General features: G+C 71.1%; 13 protein-coding genes. 8 read left to right on the forward strand and 5 right to left on the reverse strand.

The window, feature by feature from the left end; translation table 11 throughout:
- Positions 1-10 precede the first annotated feature (10 nt).
- The 3 genes from OG792_RS00180 (at position 11) to OG792_RS00190 (ending at position 3,148) form a co-directional block, all read left to right on the forward strand.
- On the forward strand, positions 11-967 hold the full coding sequence (locus tag OG792_RS00180) for an ABC transporter permease (RefSeq protein ID WP_329111016.1): 957 nt from the start codon (positions 11-13) through the stop codon (positions 965-967).
- A 67-nt stretch (positions 968-1,034) separates the two neighbouring features.
- Positions 1,035-2,018, forward strand: a complete 984-nt coding sequence (locus OG792_RS00185) for an ABC transporter ATP-binding protein (protein WP_329106158.1) — start codon at positions 1,035-1,037, stop codon at positions 2,016-2,018.
- Positions 2,015-3,148, forward strand: coding sequence for an ABC transporter ATP-binding protein (locus OG792_RS00190; protein WP_329106160.1), 1,134 nt, complete (start codon positions 2,015-2,017; stop codon positions 3,146-3,148). Before OG792_RS00185 ends, OG792_RS00190 begins: the two co-directional genes overlap by 4 nt.
- Positions 3,149-3,203: 55 nt before the next feature.
- Here OG792_RS00190 and OG792_RS00195 read toward each other — a convergent pair whose 3' ends face one another.
- On the reverse strand, positions 3,204-3,866 hold the full coding sequence (locus OG792_RS00195) for an HNH endonuclease family protein (protein WP_329106162.1): 663 nt from the start codon (positions 3,864-3,866) through the stop codon (positions 3,204-3,206).
- Between the two features lie 99 nt (positions 3,867-3,965).
- On the opposite strand from OG792_RS00195, the gene OG792_RS00200 reads away from it, so the two are divergent.
- On the forward strand, positions 3,966-5,459 hold the full coding sequence (locus OG792_RS00200; RefSeq protein ID WP_329106164.1) for an MFS transporter: 1,494 nt from the start codon (positions 3,966-3,968) through the stop codon (positions 5,457-5,459).
- Positions 5,460-5,529: 70 nt separating this feature from the next.
- Here OG792_RS00200 and leuA read toward each other — a convergent pair whose 3' ends face one another.
- From leuA to OG792_RS00215, 3 genes are all read right to left on the reverse strand, one after another.
- Positions 5,530-7,278, reverse strand: coding sequence for a 2-isopropylmalate synthase (gene leuA, locus OG792_RS00205; protein WP_329106166.1), 1,749 nt, complete (start codon positions 7,276-7,278; stop codon positions 5,530-5,532).
- 362 nt (positions 7,279-7,640) lie between these two features.
- Complete coding sequence (locus tag OG792_RS00210; RefSeq protein ID WP_329106168.1) at positions 7,641-8,186, reverse strand: nitroreductase family protein; 546 nt, start codon at positions 8,184-8,186, stop codon at positions 7,641-7,643.
- An 85-nt stretch (positions 8,187-8,271) separates the two neighbouring features.
- Positions 8,272-9,207: a hypothetical protein gene (locus OG792_RS00215; RefSeq protein WP_329106170.1), complete on the reverse strand. Its 936-nt coding sequence runs from the start codon at positions 9,205-9,207 to the stop codon at positions 8,272-8,274.
- A gap of 311 nt (positions 9,208-9,518) precedes the next feature.
- Between OG792_RS00215 and OG792_RS00220 the strand changes: the two genes are divergently transcribed.
- Both OG792_RS00220 and OG792_RS00225 read left to right on the forward strand, forming a co-directional pair.
- The gene (locus OG792_RS00220) at positions 9,519-10,784 is read left to right on the forward strand and encodes an aspartate kinase (RefSeq protein WP_329106171.1); all 1,266 of its coding nucleotides are present in this window, start codon (positions 9,519-9,521) and stop codon (positions 10,782-10,784) included.
- A gap of 6 nt (positions 10,785-10,790) precedes the next feature.
- Positions 10,791-11,858 (forward strand): aspartate-semialdehyde dehydrogenase, encoded by a 1,068-nt coding sequence (locus tag OG792_RS00225; RefSeq protein WP_329106173.1) that lies wholly within the window; start codon positions 10,791-10,793, stop codon positions 11,856-11,858.
- 197 nt (positions 11,859-12,055) lie between these two features.
- On the opposite strand, the gene OG792_RS00230 is transcribed toward OG792_RS00225, so the two are convergent.
- Positions 12,056-13,519, reverse strand: a complete 1,464-nt coding sequence (locus OG792_RS00230) for a sensor domain-containing diguanylate cyclase (protein ID WP_329111018.1) — start codon at positions 13,517-13,519, stop codon at positions 12,056-12,058.
- 324 nt (positions 13,520-13,843) lie between these two features.
- Here OG792_RS00230 and OG792_RS00235 point away from each other — a divergent pair, with 324 nt between their 5' ends.
- Both OG792_RS00235 and OG792_RS00240 read left to right on the forward strand, forming a co-directional pair.
- Positions 13,844-14,383, forward strand: a complete 540-nt coding sequence (locus tag OG792_RS00235) for an RNA polymerase sigma factor (RefSeq protein WP_329106175.1) — start codon at positions 13,844-13,846, stop codon at positions 14,381-14,383.
- Complete coding sequence (locus OG792_RS00240; protein WP_329106177.1) at positions 14,376-15,776, forward strand: sialidase family protein; 1,401 nt, start codon at positions 14,376-14,378, stop codon at positions 15,774-15,776. The genes OG792_RS00235 and OG792_RS00240 overlap by 8 nt, the downstream gene beginning before the upstream one ends.
- Positions 15,777-15,786: the final 10 nt, after the last annotated feature.

Consider the following 15,786-nt stretch of genomic DNA (forward strand, 5'->3'; position numbering starts at 1 on the left):
TACCGGCGGGATGAGCGGGCGCGGTGTCACCGCCCTGGCCGAGCGGAAGAAGGCCCGGCTGGACGAGTTGGCGCGGGCGAGCGCCGAACCCGGCGGCGTGAGCATGTTCCGCGACATCGTACGGCGGCTGTCCCGCAACCCGGTCGCGGTGACCGGGGCGGTGATCGTCGGTCTGTTCGTCCTGGTGGCGATCTTCGCCCCGCTGATCGCCCCGCACGACCCGAACCAGCGCTTCGACGAGTTGCTCGACGGCCTGACCGCCGACACCATCTCCGGGGCGAAGGACGGATTCCCGCTGGGCTCGGACCCGCTCGGGCGCGACTTCGCCTCCCGACTCGTCTACGGCGCCCGGCAGACGCTCCTGGTCGGCGTCCTGGCGACCCTGATCGGGCTCGCTTTCGGCGTGGTCATCGGCGCGATCGCGGGCGCGTTCGGCGGCTGGGTCGACGTCGTCCTGATGCGTCTGACCGACGTCATGCTGGCCCTGCCCGGCCTGCTGCTGGCGATCACCCTGGTCGCACTGGCCAGCCGGTCCAGCCAGTGGACGGTGATCTTCGCGGTCTCGATCGTCAGCGTGCCGATCTTCGCCCGGCTGCTGCGGGGCGCGATGCTCGCGCAACGGGAGAGCGACCACGTGCTCGCCGCCCGCGCACTCGGGGTCAAGGAACGCTCGATCGTGCTGCGGCACATGCTGCCGAACTCGCTGACCCCGGTCATCGCCCAGGCCACGCTCACCTTCGCGGTGGCGATCCTGGAGGCGGCGGCGCTGTCCTTCCTCGGTCTCGGCGACCCGGACATCAACCGGGCCGAGTGGGGCCTGATGCTCGGCGTCGACGGCCAGCGCTACTTCGAGATCCGGCCGGAACTGGCCTACTATCCCGCCCTCGCGATCATCGTGGTCGCGCTCGGCTTCACCCTGCTCGGTGAGGCGATGCGCGAGGCGATCGACCCGAAGAACCGGCGGTGATCGTGATGCTTTCGCACGTACACCCGGTCGCTTCGCCCGGGCACCACGGGTCAGAGGGAGAACCGGTATGAGCCTGCTCGACGTACGCGATCTGAGTGTGGTCTTCAACCGCCGGGGTGAGCGTCCCTTCACCGCGGTGGACAAGGTCAGCTTCTCGGTGGAGCCGGGACAGACCGTCGGCCTGGTCGGCGAGTCCGGCTGCGGCAAGAGCGTCACCAGCCTGGCGATCATGGGGTTGTTGCCGAAGCGCGGTAACAAGGTCGGCGGCGAGGTGCTGTTCGAGGGCACCGACCTGCTCAAGCTGCGCGCGAACGACATGCGGGACCGGCGCGGCCGGGAGATCGGCATGATCTTCCAGGACCCGCTGTCGTCGCTGAACCCGGTGCTGCCGATCGGCTTGCAGGTCGCCGAGGTGCTGGAACGCCACCAGGGCCGGGACCGCAAGCAGGCGCTGCGCGAGGCCCGCGACCTGCTCGACTCGGTCGGCATCCCGGACCCGGACCGCCGGTTGAGCGAGTACCCGCACCAGATCTCCGGTGGCATGCGCCAGCGGGCCCTGATCGCCATCGCGCTCGCCTGCAAGCCACGCCTGCTGATCGCCGACGAGCCCACCACGGCGCTCGACGTGACCATCCAGGCGCAGATCCTGACCCTGCTCAAGGACCTGGTCGACTCCTCCGGCACCGCGCTGATCATGATCACGCACGACCTCGGGGTGGTCGCCGGCCTCTGCGACACCGTCAACGTCCTGTACGGCGGCAAGGTGGTCGAGACCGCCGAGCGGCACGAACTGTTCGCCCACCCGCGGCACCCGTACACCCACGGGTTGCTCAGTTCGGTGCCGCGCCTGGACTCGCTGCGCGGCGAGCGACTGCACGCGATCCGGGGTTCGGTCTCCGACAACATCCCGTGGACCGAGGGGTGCGCGTTCGCACCCCGCTGCGACCGGGTGGTGGATGCCTGCCTGGACGGCTCACCGGCGCTGGAGCCGACCGCGGTCGGTGGCCGGTTGCGCTGCAACAACCCGGTTCTGGAGGAGGTGGCGGCATGACCGAGTCCGTGACCGAGGCGCCGCAGGCGCAGGAGTCGAAGACCCAGGCGCCGCTGATCGAGCTGCGCGACCTGAAGGTGCACTTCCCGATCAAGAGCGGGCTGCTGGTCGACCGGACCGTCGGCTACGTCTACGCGGTCGACGGTGTGTCCCTGTCGATCCAGGCCGGTGAGACGTACGGGCTGGTCGGTGAGTCGGGCTGCGGCAAGTCGACCCTCGGCCGGGGCCTGCTCCGGCTGGTCGAGCCGACCGACGGGCAGGTCATCTTCGACGGCACCGACGTACGCGCGCTCAAGGGCGAGGCGATGCGCCGGGCCCGCCGCCGAATGCAGATGATCTTCCAGGACCCGCTGTCCAGCCTCGACCCGCGCCAGTCGGTGCAGTCGCTGCTGGTGGAGGGGCTCAAGGCGCACGGGCTGGCCGACGACAAGGCGGACACCGTACGCCGGCTCCGGGAAACCCTGGACGCGGTCGGCCTGCCGGCCTCGGCCCTGCGCAAGTTCCCGCACGAGTTCTCCGGTGGCCAGCGCCAACGGATCGGCATCGCCCGCGCACTGGTCCTCGGACCGGACCTGATCGTCGCCGACGAGCCGGTCTCCGCGCTCGACGTGTCGATCCAGGCCCAGGTGATCAACCTGCTGGAGGATTTGCAGGCCGAGCGGGGACTGACGTACCTGATCATCGCGCACGACCTGGCGGTGGTCCGGCACATCGCCGACACGGTGGGCGTGATGTACCTCGGCGGACTGGTCGAGGAGGCGTCCAGCGACGACCTCTACCGGGAGCCGATGCACCCGTACACCAAGGCGCTGATGTCGGCGGTGCCGGTGCCGGACCCGGTGGTCGAGGACCGCCGGGAGCGGATCCTGCTCGCCGGTGACCTGCCCTCGCCGAGCAACCCGCCGTCCGGCTGCCGGTTCCACACCCGCTGCCCGTGGGCGCAGCCGACCCGCTGCCGGGACGAGCGGCCGGCGCTGCGGGAGTTGTCGACCGGACACCGGGTGGCCTGCCACTTCGCCGAGGACATCGCGGCCGGTCGGATCGGCATGCACGACGTCGAGCCGGAACTGATCCGCCCGACCGATCTGGCCACCCCCGGCGAGACCGGTGACCTGATCCCCACCGTCTAGCCGTGAACACGGGAAAGGGGCCCCTCGCTCTCCGGAGGGGCCCCTTTCCCGTGTCTCAGCAGGTGCCGAGCATCTCGTCGAGTTCGGTCTTCTCGGCGGCGGTGACGGTGAGCTTCCAGTGGTACTTCACCGCGACCCAGCTCTGGGCGTACGTGCACCAGTAGTCGCGGTTCGGCGGCTGCCACTCCTCCGGGCCCCGGTCGCCCTTGGCCCGGTTGCTGCCCGCCGACACGGCGAGGAGCTGCGGCCGGGTGAGGTCGTTGGCGAAGTCGCCGCGTTCGGCATCGCTCCACTCGTCCGCGCCGGAGCGCCAGGCGTTCGCCAACGGGACCATGTGGTCGATGTCGACGTCAGCCGGGTCGGTCAGAATCTTCTTGTCGTAGACGCTCGACCAGCGGCCGCCAACCACGTTGCAGCCGGAGAGCTTGATGTCCTCGCCGTCGCGCTGCAACACGGTGTCCCGGACGTCGCAGTTCTTGCCGGCGTCGCGCCAGTGCGGGAAGCTCTCCCGGCTGTACCCCTTCATCGGGCCGGCCTGCGCCACCGTCAGCTGGCCGAGTTGGCTTACCGCACCGCCCGTACCGGCCTCGCCGGTCGGGTCGGACCCCGGCGCCGCCGGTCCGGCCGGTGCGCAGCCGGCGCCGCCGAGGGCGAGCACCGCGGCGAGCGCGGCCGAGGTGACCCGTCGAGCTGTTGATCTGGTACGCGAATACGACACCCGCCAAGCTTGCGGGCTGCCCCCGGTATCCGCACAGTGTCGGCACTGGTTTCGGCGTTTCGTGACATTCGCCGTATCACGCGAGGCATGTTGGACAACGTGCCTCAACCGTCAATGCCGATCCGGCTCGCCAGCCCGGCCGGCCGAGGGCTGCTGTTCGCCGCGGTCCTCGCCTCCGGCATGGTCTTCCTCGACGGCACCGTGGTCAACGTGGCACTGCCCCATCTCGGCCGGTCCCTCGACGCCAGCGTCTCCGGTCTGCAATGGACGATCGACGGCTACATGCTCACCCTGGCCGCGTTCGTCCTGCTCGGCGGCGCACTCGGCGACCGGTACGGCCGGCGCCGCGTCTTCCTGATCGGCGTGGTCTGCTTCACCGCCGCCTCGGTCCTCTCCGGCATCGCGCAGAACATCGAGTGGCTGATCGCCGCCCGGTTCCTCCAGGGCATGGGCGGTGCGCTGCTGACACCCGGCTCGCTGTCGCTGATCCAGGCCAGCTTCCACCCCGACGACCGGGGTAGGGCGATCGGCGCCTGGTCCGGCTTCTCCGGCGTGTCGACCGCGCTCGGCCCGCTGCTCGGCGGCTGGCTGATCGACGCCCTCTCCTGGCGCTGGATCTTCCTGATCAACGTGCCGCTCGCGGTTGTCGTGGTGCTCGCCGCGCTGCGCTGGGCCCCGGAGAGCCGGGCCGCGGGCTCCGCGAGCCAGGCGGCGGCCGGCACCGGCGGGGCGGTGATCGGGGCGGCCGGCAGCACCGCACCGCGCTTCGACATCACCGGGGCCCTGCTCGGCGCGCTCGGACTCGCCGGGATCACCTTCGCCCTGATCGAGGCCGCCCAGCAGGGCAGCAGCGGCGGCCCGGTGCTGGTCGTGGTCGGGGCGGTGGTCGGGGTGGTCGCGGCGGTGGCGTTCGTACTGCTCGAACGGCGCAAGGGCAGCGCAGCGATGCTGCCACCGGCACTGTTCCGCCGTCGCCTGTTCTCGGTGCTGAACCTCTACACCGTGGTCGTGTACGCCAGCCTCGGCGGGTTCAGCTTCTTCCTCTCCGTACAGTTGCAGAACGTGGCCGGGTACTCGGCGCTGAAGACCGGGTTGGCGAACCTGCCGATGACCGCGCTGCTGCTGGTCGGCTCACCCTGGGCCGGTGCGCTGGTGGCCCGGATCGGCCCCCGGCTGCCGCTGACCGTCGGGCCACTGATCGCCGCCCCGGGCGTGCTGCTGCTGCGCGGGATCGACAAACACGCGTCCTTCTGGACCGACGTGGTGCCGGGTGTCTTCCTCTTCGGGCTCGGGCTGACCTTCGTCGTCGCACCGCTGACCACCTCGGTGCTGGCCGCCGCCGAGGACCGGTTCGCCGGGGTGGCCAGCGGTTTCAACAACGCCGCGTCCCGGGTTGGCAGCGTGCTCGCGGTGGCGGCGCTGCCGCTGCTGGTCGGCCTCTCCGGGGCCGCCTACCGGATGCCGACCGAACTCGCGGGCGCGTTCCGGGCGGCGATGCTCTGGTGCGCCGGGCTGATGATCGCGGGCGCGGTGCTGGCCCTGCTGTTCGTCCACCGCCCGCCGCCCGAGAAACCAACCCCGAGGTCCGACTGACCGCCCGCGGCGGAGTCGGGCCGGCCGGCTACCCGCCGGTCGGCCCCACCACCGTCGTACGCCCCTGCGGTCAGCCGTGTACCCGGTTCACCGCGCTGGTCAGGGCGGTGATCGACGCGGTGACGATGTTCGCGTCCAGCCCGACCCCCCAGACCGTACGACCGTCGACCTCTGCCTCGACGTACGCCGCCGCCTGGGCGTCGCCACCGGAGGAGAGCGCGTGCTCGTGGTAGTCCAGCACCCTGACCCGTACGCCGAGGCTTTGCAGCGCGTTGACGTACGCGTCGATCGGGCCGTTGCCGACCGCGGACAGCGACCGGTGCTCGGTGCCGAAGCGGACCTCGGCCTCGACCTCGACCTTGCCGTCCACCGTGCCGGTCCGGTACGACACCAGCGACAGCGCCGGTTCGGGCCGGTGGTCGACCAGGTACTCGTTGGCGAAGATCGTCCACATCCGGGCCGGCTCGACCTCGCCGCCGGAGTGGTCGGTGACCTGCTGCACCACGCCGGAGAACTCGATCTGGAGCCGGCGCGGCAGGTCCAGGTTGTGCTCCGCCTTCATGACGTACGCGACGCCGCCCTTGCCGGACTGCGAGTTGACCCGGATGACCGCCTCGTAGGTGCGACCCAGGTCCTTCGGGTCGATCGGCAGGTACGGCACCCCCCAGGTGAACTCGTCGATCGGCACCCCGGCCGCCCGCGCGTCGGCAACGAGTGCGTCCAGGCCCTTCTTGATCGCGTCCTGGTGCGAGCCGGAGAAGGCGGTGTAGACCAGGTCACCCGCGTACGGGTGCCGCTCGTGCACGGGCAGCTGGTTGCAGTACTCGACCGCCCGCTTGATCTCGTCGATCGAGGAGAAGTCGATCTGCGGGTCGATGCCCTGGGAGAACAGGTTCAGCCCCAGGGTGATCAGGTCGACGTTGCCGGTGCGTTCGCCGTTGCCGAACAGGCAGCCCTCGATCCGGTCCGCCCCGGCCAGCAGGCCCAGTTCGGCGGCGGCGACGCCGGTGCCCCGGTCGTTGTGCGGGTGCAGGGAGAGGATCACGCTGTCCCGCCGGGGCAGGTGCCGGTCCATCCACTCGATCGAGTCGGCGTAGACGTTCGGCGTGGCCATCTCGACCGTCGCCGGCAGGTTGATGATCAGCGGCCGGTCCGGCGTCGGGTCGATGACCTCGATCACCGCGGCGCAGACCTCCAGCGCGTAGTCGAGTTCGGTGCCGGTGTACGACTCCGGCGAGTACTCGTAGTAGATGTCGGTGTCCGGGGTGTGGATCTCGGCGTACTTCTGGCACAGCCGGGCGCCCTGGGTGGCGATGTCGGTGATGCCGGCCCGGTCCAGCCCGAACACGACCCGGCGTTGCAGCGTCGAGGTCGAGTTGTAGAAGTGCACGATCGCCCGCTTGGCGCCGCGCAGCGACTCGAAGGTCCGCTCGATCAGGTGCTCCCGGCACTGGGTCAGCACCTGGATGGTGACGTCGTCCGGGATCAGGTCCTGCTCGATGAGCTGCCGGACGAAGTCGAAGTCGGTCTGGCTGGCCGACGGGAAGCCGACCTCGATCTCCTTGTAGCCCATCTGCACCAGCAGCTGGAACATCCGCCGCTTGCGCTCCGGTGACATCGGGTCGATCAGCGCCTGGTTGCCGTCGCGCAGGTCGACCGCGCACCACCGGGGGGCGGCCTCGACCCGCCGGGTCGGCCACCGTCGGTCCGGCAGGTCCACGGCAAACTGCTGCTGGTACGCCTGGTAACGCTGGTACGGCATCCGGCTGGGGCGCTGCCGGGCGATCGGGTCGGTGTCGGTGTCTGCTGGGTTGGGCATGGTCGAAGACTCCCGTGGTCATGCGGCGTCGGACGTCGTGAAGCGGACGTTGAAGGCGCTGCTCGCGCCGGAAAGGACGAGGTGTCGGGCGGGAACCGGCTGGTCGACGATGGTCAACCGGCGGGGCGGACGGCGCGCGTCAACTCCGCGACGAGGTGCCGGCCAGATGGGCCTCGTCGCGGCAGCGAAGGAGGAGAAGCGCCTGCCACATGACATCGGTCACCCTACGTGAGCATCCTCGGATCGGGAAGTTCGGTCCGCAGTCTGGGATGCGAATCGCACCCGGGCAGGCCGGACACCCGCTTCCCGGCGGATCGACACCCGCTTCCCGGCGGATCGGCGGCCTCGACCTGCTGCTCGGGTCAGCCGAGTAGCAGGTCGGCGAGGGGGCGACGCTGGCGCAGACCCGTTTCCCAGCGGCGCAGGTCGTCCGGGAGGGAGAGCGGGTCACCGAGCCGACCGACCGCCACCACCACGTGCGGCCGTACGCCGACCGGCAGTTCCAGGTCGATCCGGAGCCCGGCCAGGTCGATGCCGCTGAGCTGGTGCGCGTGCAGGTGCAGTGCGGTCGCCTGGATGGTGAGATGGGCCACTGCCTGACCGAGGTCGTACGCGGCCTGGGTGGTCGGGCAGCCGGCCGGGATGGTCGCGGTGTGCGCGCCGAGCAGCAGCAGTGCCGCGTTGCCCGCCCAACGCTGGTTGGCCGCTCCGACGTTGGTCAGGATCCGCTTGAACGTCTCGTCGTCGCGCTGGCCCACGATGAACCGCCACGGTTGGCTGTTGCCCGCGGACGGCGCCCAGCGGGCCGCTTCCAGCAGCGAGAGCACCTCGGTGTCGGTGACCGTGGCGTGCGGGTCGAAGGCGTGCGGGCTCCACCTGGCCGCGAGCAGCGGGGATAGCTCCACCATGCGCCCGAGTGTGCCGTATCGCACCATCTGTGCGACGGCCGGGGTCACCTCTTGTGTTCGACCGCACCCGGTACGTGAACGGAGATCATCTGGTCGGGGTGCTGCCGGGCGTCGGGTCCGCGCTCGGCGTGGGCGGCGCGGCCGTCTTCAGCGCCGGGCCGGACACCACCGGGCCGGGCAGCGTGACCGTCGGCGGTGCCGCCGTCGGGTTGCCGGTCAGCAGCAGGGTGCCGAAGCCCAGCCGGGCCGCGGTGAGCGTGCCGTCGGTGTCGAAGCAGTAGATGCCGATGTCCAGTGGGGCGCTGAGCGAGGCCGCGGTGGAGTCGACCGAGAAACACGCGCCCCGCGAGTTCGGCAACGGCTGGCTGGTCGAGATCGCCAACGACGCCTGGCGATCGGTGAGCACCTTGCGCCAGTCGGTGAAGACGTGCTGCACCCTCGGGTCGATGCCGGCGGGCAGCGCCCGGTCCGGTGCGGCGACCCGCACGCAGGTCGACGGGTCCGGGCGCCGGTCCGAGGGCAGCCCACACTGGAAGATCCCGTCGCGGGTCTGCGCGATAGCGACGTCGGCGATGCCGCCGAGCGCCCCGCCCGGAATGTCCACCCGCCAGCTGCCGTCGGCGGCACTGACCAGGGTCACCGTCCGATTCGGCTGGCCGGACTGGGACAGCGTGTAGCGGGCGGTGAGGTGCCGGTCCTCGGCCGCCGCGGCCAGCCCGGCGAGCTGCGCCCGCGCGTCGGTCACCCCGGCCGGGGCGGACGCCGACTCGCTCACCGGCACCGAACCGTCGACCGCCGGCGGGTCGACCGGCGGTACGTCGCCGCCCCCGCACCCGCCGAGCAGCCCCGCCCAGCCGACCAGCAGCACACCCGCCACCACCCGCGACCCGCCGCCGAGTCCGGCACGGGTTCCAGACCGCCCGGACCCGGACCCGGGATTGGTGACCGGTGCCGACGGTTGGGGCCGGTCGGGCCGAGGGGCGGCCGGATCGGTGTCGGGAGGGGCGGCTTCCGAGCGCATCGTGCCATTGTCGGGTGCGTCCGGGCGTACTGATCAGTCAGTCGGGTCGGCGGCGTTCGGCGTGTCGCGGGCATCACCGCTACCCGCCCGCCGTACCGCCCGGGGTGGGCCGGATGGTGGGATCGTGGCTGCCCCCGGTCCCTGCCGGGCCGGTACCCTGAGGGTCGTTCATACGGCGCCGTCGGTTTGTGGCCGGCGGCGTCGGCACGCTCCGGGTTGATCGGAGCAGGCTGCCCCCGACCGGTGGAAACCGGCCGGTCGGCAGCGTGGTGGTCGGCTGGGTCAGCCGGCCGTGGAAGGAGTAGACCGTCGTGGCACTGGTCGTGCAGAAGTACGGCGGATCCTCCGTCGGCGACGCCGAACGGATCAAGCGGGTCGCCGAGCGGATCGTCGCCGCTCGCAAGGCCGGAGATGACGTGGTCGTGGTGGTCTCCGCGATGGGGGACACCACCGACGAGTTGCTCGACCTGGCGCACCAGGTCAGCCCGCTGCCGCCCGGCCGCGAGCTGGACATGCTGCTCACCGCCGGCGAGCGGATCTCGATGGCACTGCTCGCCATGGCGATCCACAACCTGGGGTACGAAGCACGGTCGTACACCGGTTCCCAGGCCGGCGTGCTGACCACCTCGGTGCACGGCAAGGCCCGGATCATCGACGTCACCCCGGGCAGGTTGCAGGGGGCGCTGAACGAGGGCGCGGTCGCGATCGTCGCCGGCTTCCAGGGCGTGTCCCAGGACACCAAGGACATCACCACGCTGGGCCGGGGCGGTTCGGACACCACGGCGGTGGCGCTGGCCGCCGCGCTCAACGCCGACGTCTGCGAGATCTACACCGACGTCGACGGCATCTTCACCGCCGATCCGCGAATCGTCCCCAACGCACGTCACATCAAGCAGATCACGTACGAAGAGATGTTGGAGTTGGCCGCCTGCGGCGCGAAGGTGCTGCACTTGCGCAGCGTCGAGTACGCGCGCCGAGCGCAACTGCCGATCCATGTCCGCTCGTCATATTCGACCAACACCGGCACGATGGTCACCGGATCGATGGAGGAACCCGCCGTGGAGCAAGCGCTGATCACCGGGGTCGCCCACGACCGCAGCGAGGCGAAGATCACTGTTGTCGGCGTACCGGACGAGCCGGGCGCGGCGGCGCGGATCTTCGAGACCGTGGCGAGTGCCGAGATAAACCTCGACATGATCGTGCAGAACGTCTCCACCGAGGGCACCGGGCGCACCGACATCTCGTTCACCCTGCCGAAGACCGACGGCCCGACGGCGATGGCCGCGCTCAGCAAGATCCAGGAGCCGGTCAAGTTCAAGGGGCTGCTCTACGACGACCACGTCGGTAAGGTGTCGCTGATCGGTGCCGGCATGCGCTCCCACCCGGGTGTCGCGGCCAGCTTCTTCGCTGCCCTCGGCGAGGCTGGGGTGAACATCGAGATGATTTCCACCTCGGAGATCCGGGTCTCGGTGGTGTGCCGGGACACCGATCTCGACGCCGCGGTCCGCGCTGTGCACGACGCGTTCGACCTCGGTGGCACAGAGGAAGCCGTCGTGTACGCCGGAACCGGGAGGTAACCCCTCATGGGCCAGCTGCCCACCCTTGCGATCGTCGGGGCGACCGGTGCCGTCGGCACCGTGATGTGTGACCTGCTCTCGTCGCGAAAGAACGTGTGGGGTGAGATCCGGCTGATCGCGTCCGCGCGGTCGGTCGGGCAGCAGCGGCTCTGTCGGGGCGAGCAGTTGACCGTCCGGGCACTGACGCCGGAGGCGTTCGACGGCGTCGACGTGGCCATGTTCGACGTACCGGACGAGGTCGCAGCCGAGTGGGCGCCGATCGCGGTCTCCCGGGGCGTGGTGACCGTCGACAACTCCGGGGCCTTCCGGATGGACCGGGACGTGCCGCTGGTGGTGCCGGAGATCAACCCGGAGCAGGTACGCAACCGGCCCAAGGGGATCATCGCCAACGCCAACTGCACCACCCTGGGCATGATCGTCGCGATCGCGCCCCTGCACCGCGAGTACGGCCTGCGGGAGCTGGTGCTGGCGTCGTACCAGGCGGTTTCCGGGGCCGGTCAGGCCGGCGTGGACACCCTGCACGACCAGCTCACGAAGATCGCCGGTGACCGGGGGCTCGGCTCCCGGTCCGGCAACGTACGGCAGGCGGTCGGGGACGAGCTGGGCCCGTTCCCGGCCCCGCTGGCGCTCAACGTGGTGCCGTGGGCCGGAACACTGCGCGACGGCGGCTGGTCGTCCGAGGAACTCAAGATGCGCAACGAGTCCCGCAAGATCCTCGGCCTGCCCGATCTGAAGGTCTCCGCGACCTGCGTACGGGTTCCGGTGGTGACCGGGCACTCGGTGGCCGTACATGCGGTTTTCGGGTCCGAGGTGGACGCTGAGGGCGCCCGCGAGGCGTTGCGCAACGCGCCCGGCGTGATCGTGGTCGACGACCCGGAGCGGGGCGAGTTCCCGATGCCGATCGACGCCGTCGGCACCGACCCGTCCTGGGTCGGCCGGATCCGCCGCTCGATGGACGACCCACGAGCCCTGGACCTCTTCATCACCGGCGACAACCTCCGCAAGGGCGCCGCCCTCAACACCGCCCAGATCGCCGAACTCCTAGCCGCCGAATACTCCTCCCCCACCCGCTAACCCCCCGCCCCCCGTACCCCCGTACCCCCCCCGGGGGTACCCCCGCGCCACCCCCAGCCCCGTCGATCTAGGGCAAATGGTGGTGATTAGAGATCAACTCACACGTATTTGCCCTAGATCGACGGGCGAATGGGTCGCGCGGGGGCAAGGGGGCGAGGGGAAGGGGGTAAGGGCAACGGGGGTAAGGGGGTGGGGCGTTAGGCGGCGGAGAGGCGGATGCCGTCGCGGCCTTCGCGTTTGGCGTCGTAGAGGGCGGCGTCGGCGCGGCGCAGGGTCAGTTCGGGGGACTCGGCGTCGTGTTGCAGGGCCACGCCGACGCTGATCGTGCGGCCGATCCGGCGGGCCGCGGCGACCAGCCGTTCGGCGATCCCGGCCGCCTCCTCGGGGCGCCCGACCTCGATCACCGCGATGAACTCGTCGCCGCCGACACGGTACAACTCGTCGCCCTGGCGCAGTGCCAGTTCCAGCGCCCGGGCCAGCTCCACCAGGACCTGGTCACCCGCCTGGTGGCCGTACGTGTCGTTGACGATTTTGAAGTCGTCCACGTCGATGGCGAGCAGCGCCGTGCGGCCCGGGGTGGTCGCGGTGATCCGCTCCCCGAACGAACCGTAGTGGCGCAGCCCGGTCAACGGGTCCGAGCCGGCCCGCTCACGAAGCCCGGCCAGGCTACGCAGCCGGTCCAGGCAGATCCACGCCTGCGCGGCGAGCAACTCCAGCAGGTTGACCGTGGTCGGATCTGGTCGCCGCACCCGCTCGTCGGCGACCAGCAGCAGGCCGCCGGTGTCGGCCGGACCCAACGGTACGGCGATCAGCGTGCCGACCCCGTCCGGCAGCGGCGGGTCGTACTCGTCGGCGCCGGTCGTCGTGCCGGCCTGGGCGAGGGTGTACGTCGAACCGCAGTCGTGCACCCGCTCCATCAGCCGGGCCAGCGCCGCGTGTGTGTCCTCGCCGGTCAGCCTGGCCCGGAGCCGGCACTGCGCATCGTCGCGCCCGCCGCCGTCCCCGCCCGGATCGGCCGGCCGGAGCCCGCCGGGGGCGCAGAGCAGCAGGATCGCCGAGTCGAGCCCGGACACGTCCCGGGCGGCGTTGGTGGCGGCGGCGACCAGGTCCGACTCGTCCGAGGCGGCGGTCAGGGTGGCGGCGTGCCGGAGCAGCTTCTCGTCGCGGCTCTCCACCGGCGGGCCACCGAGTTGGGTGATCCGGGCGCCGAGCCGGGCCGCGACCCGCTCGGCGGTGGCCTGCCAGGCCGCCAGGTCGACCTTCTCGGTCCAGTCGAGCGTCAGCACCCCGATCGGGGCGCCGGTCGGGGAGATCACGGGTACGCAGGTCTGGGCGACGACGTCCGGTTGCGTCAGGGCGCCGTCGGCGATGGAGGTCGGCGACGGCCTGCCGTCGGGCGCCGCCTCGGTCGTCCGGGCCCGGCCGGAGGTGAAGACCCGGCCGGCGGCGCCGGTGTCCAGGGGGACGGTGGCGAAGATCTGCCAGGAGCCGGTCGCGGCAACCCGTCGGAGCCGGTCGTGCAGCGGCAGGAGTACGGAGATCCGCGCCGTCGCGTGCCGCCCGAGGGCGGCAACGGTGAGTTGGCACGCCTCCAGAGCGGTCGACGCCAGGGGGAGGCGGGCCGTTGCGGCGGTGATGACTCGTTCGAGTTCCGGGGGCACCTTTTGTCGTTCCAGGAGGGGCAGGGGAGGGATGGTCGCCAGGTGGCAGGCCCGGCGGCGCGTCACCAAGATTACCCACGGGTTCTTGGCGGCTTCCCTGAGTGGATCATGAATCCGGCCAGGTCGCCGTGCCGCCAGGCGCTGACCACCCTTGGCGGCCGGTCGGCGGCACCGTCCGTGTGGGCACTGTCACAGGTTGATCATGCGGCTTGTCGCCGGCCCGGAGTGTGTCCGCGTACCGCGTTGACGGGTGGTGGCGGACCCGATGCAACCTGGCGCTGCGGTCGCTGGTCCCCTCTATGACCGATGCCGGAGGGAGCAGGGATGAATGGCGTCGATGCGGTGCATCAGGCATACCAGGCGTACTACCAGCGATTAGTGGGGCAGGTCTACGGACTGACCGGTGACCTGCCCGAGGCGCAGGACGTCGTGCAGGAGGCGTACGCCCGAGCGCTGATCCGACCACAGCAGTTTCTCCAGATCACCGACCCGGAGGCGTGGCTGCGTACGGTCGCGTTCAACGTCGCCCGCAGCCGTTACCGGCGCAGGTGGGCCCTTGACCGGCTCATCCGCTCGGGACGGGTGGACCAGTCCGACGAGGTCCCCGGGCTCAGCCCCGATCGGGTCGCCCTGGTCGCGGCATTGCGCAAGCTCGGCCGGCCGACCCGTGAGGCACTGGTGCTCTACCACCTGGCGGACCTGCCGGTGACCGAGGTCGCGGCGATGCTCGGCGTGCCGGTCGGCACGGTCAAGGCCCGGCTCTCCCGCGGGCGGGCCCTGCTGGCCCGCGAACTGGCCGACGAGCCTCCGGCCGCCCCCGCCGAAGAACGACCCACCATCCGGAAGGAGATCAGCCATGCGTGAGAACGAGCCGGTCGACCTGGACCACAACCTGTCTGAACCGGGTGGCCGCGAGGGCGTGCCCAGTGCCGACTTCCACAGCCTGCTCGTCGACGTGGGCCGGATCACCCAGCAGCCCGGCTTCGACCTCGTACAGCGTCGTGCGCGGCGGCTGCGTACCCGAAGGCAGTTGGTGGTGGCGGGAGCCGGGCTGGCGGTCGTGGCGGTGCTCGGCGCCGCCGGACTGACCGTGACCCGACCCGCCGCGAGCGATCTTCCGGCGGCCACCCCGAGCCCGTCCGGCCCCGTCGCCCCCACGTCCCCTCCGGCGCCGGCCGTGCTGCCGTCGAGGCCGGCGTCCAGTTCGCCTCCGGTGGTACGCGAACTCCTGGCCGGGGACCCGGACCACCTCTACGCGGTGGTCGAGGACTGTGACGACTGCCAGGGTTGGCTGATGGGCTCGCAGGACGGTGGACGTACGTGGCAGACCCGGCTCGCGGTGAGCCTCCGGCTCGACAAATCCGACCTGATTCGGGTCGTCGGACCGAGCGCGATCATGGCCGGCATCTGGGAACGGAAGCCGAGCCAGGAGCCGTGCCTGCGGCCGGCGCCGGAGTGTACGACGCACGCCCAGGAAGCGACCCTGCGGATCAGCGCTGATGCCGGAGCCACCTGGCGAGACCTCGTTGTCGATGACGAACCGGTGGAGTCGGCGCCGCCCTCGGGCGGTGTCGTCATGGATCTGATGACGACGAACACCCAGCCCACCCAACGCGGTCGTCTCTACGCCGTCGATCCGGAGATGGGCCGGATCGCCCCGCTGGCGAACCAGCCCCCCCTGACCCAGTACGAGAAGATCGCCGTTCCGCTCAGTGCCGGGGTGTGGCTGGAGGGCCTGGATCCGACCACCCGCAGGCCGGCCGTCGCGGTCAGTCGGGACGGCGGTGCGAGCTGGGTCACGTCGATTTTCGAGGCGGAGAAGCAGGTCGGGGACCAGGCTCCGGTTCGTCTGGGTATCAGCAGGCCGGAGGTACGGACAGCGGACGGTCAGACCGCCTTCGCCATGTTCGCTGCCGGGGCGGGACCGGTCCGGATCTACCGCACCACCGATGGTGGGCAGAGTTGGAAGCGGACCAATCCCGACGCGCGATCGTGGGACGTGCCCCGGACACCGCGGAGCCTCGTCGTCGCGGGAGGTCGGCACGTGGTGATCGACCGCGCGGAGCCGACCGCTCCGATCAGGCTGTTCGAGAGCACCGACGGCCGGGTCTACCAGCCGTTCGCACCGGTCGGCCTGCCGCCGATCGGAATAGCACCGATCGCCGTGGACAAGGACCTCTTCCTGTACCGGGACTACAACACCATCTACCGGTCGGAGGACGGGGTGCACTGGCAACCGCTGGGCCCGCCGAAGTAAACGACGACCC

The organism is Micromonospora sp. NBC_01699, from assembly GCF_036250065.1.
In the GTDB taxonomy this organism is placed as follows: Bacteria; Actinomycetota; Actinomycetes; order Mycobacteriales; family Micromonosporaceae; genus Micromonospora_G.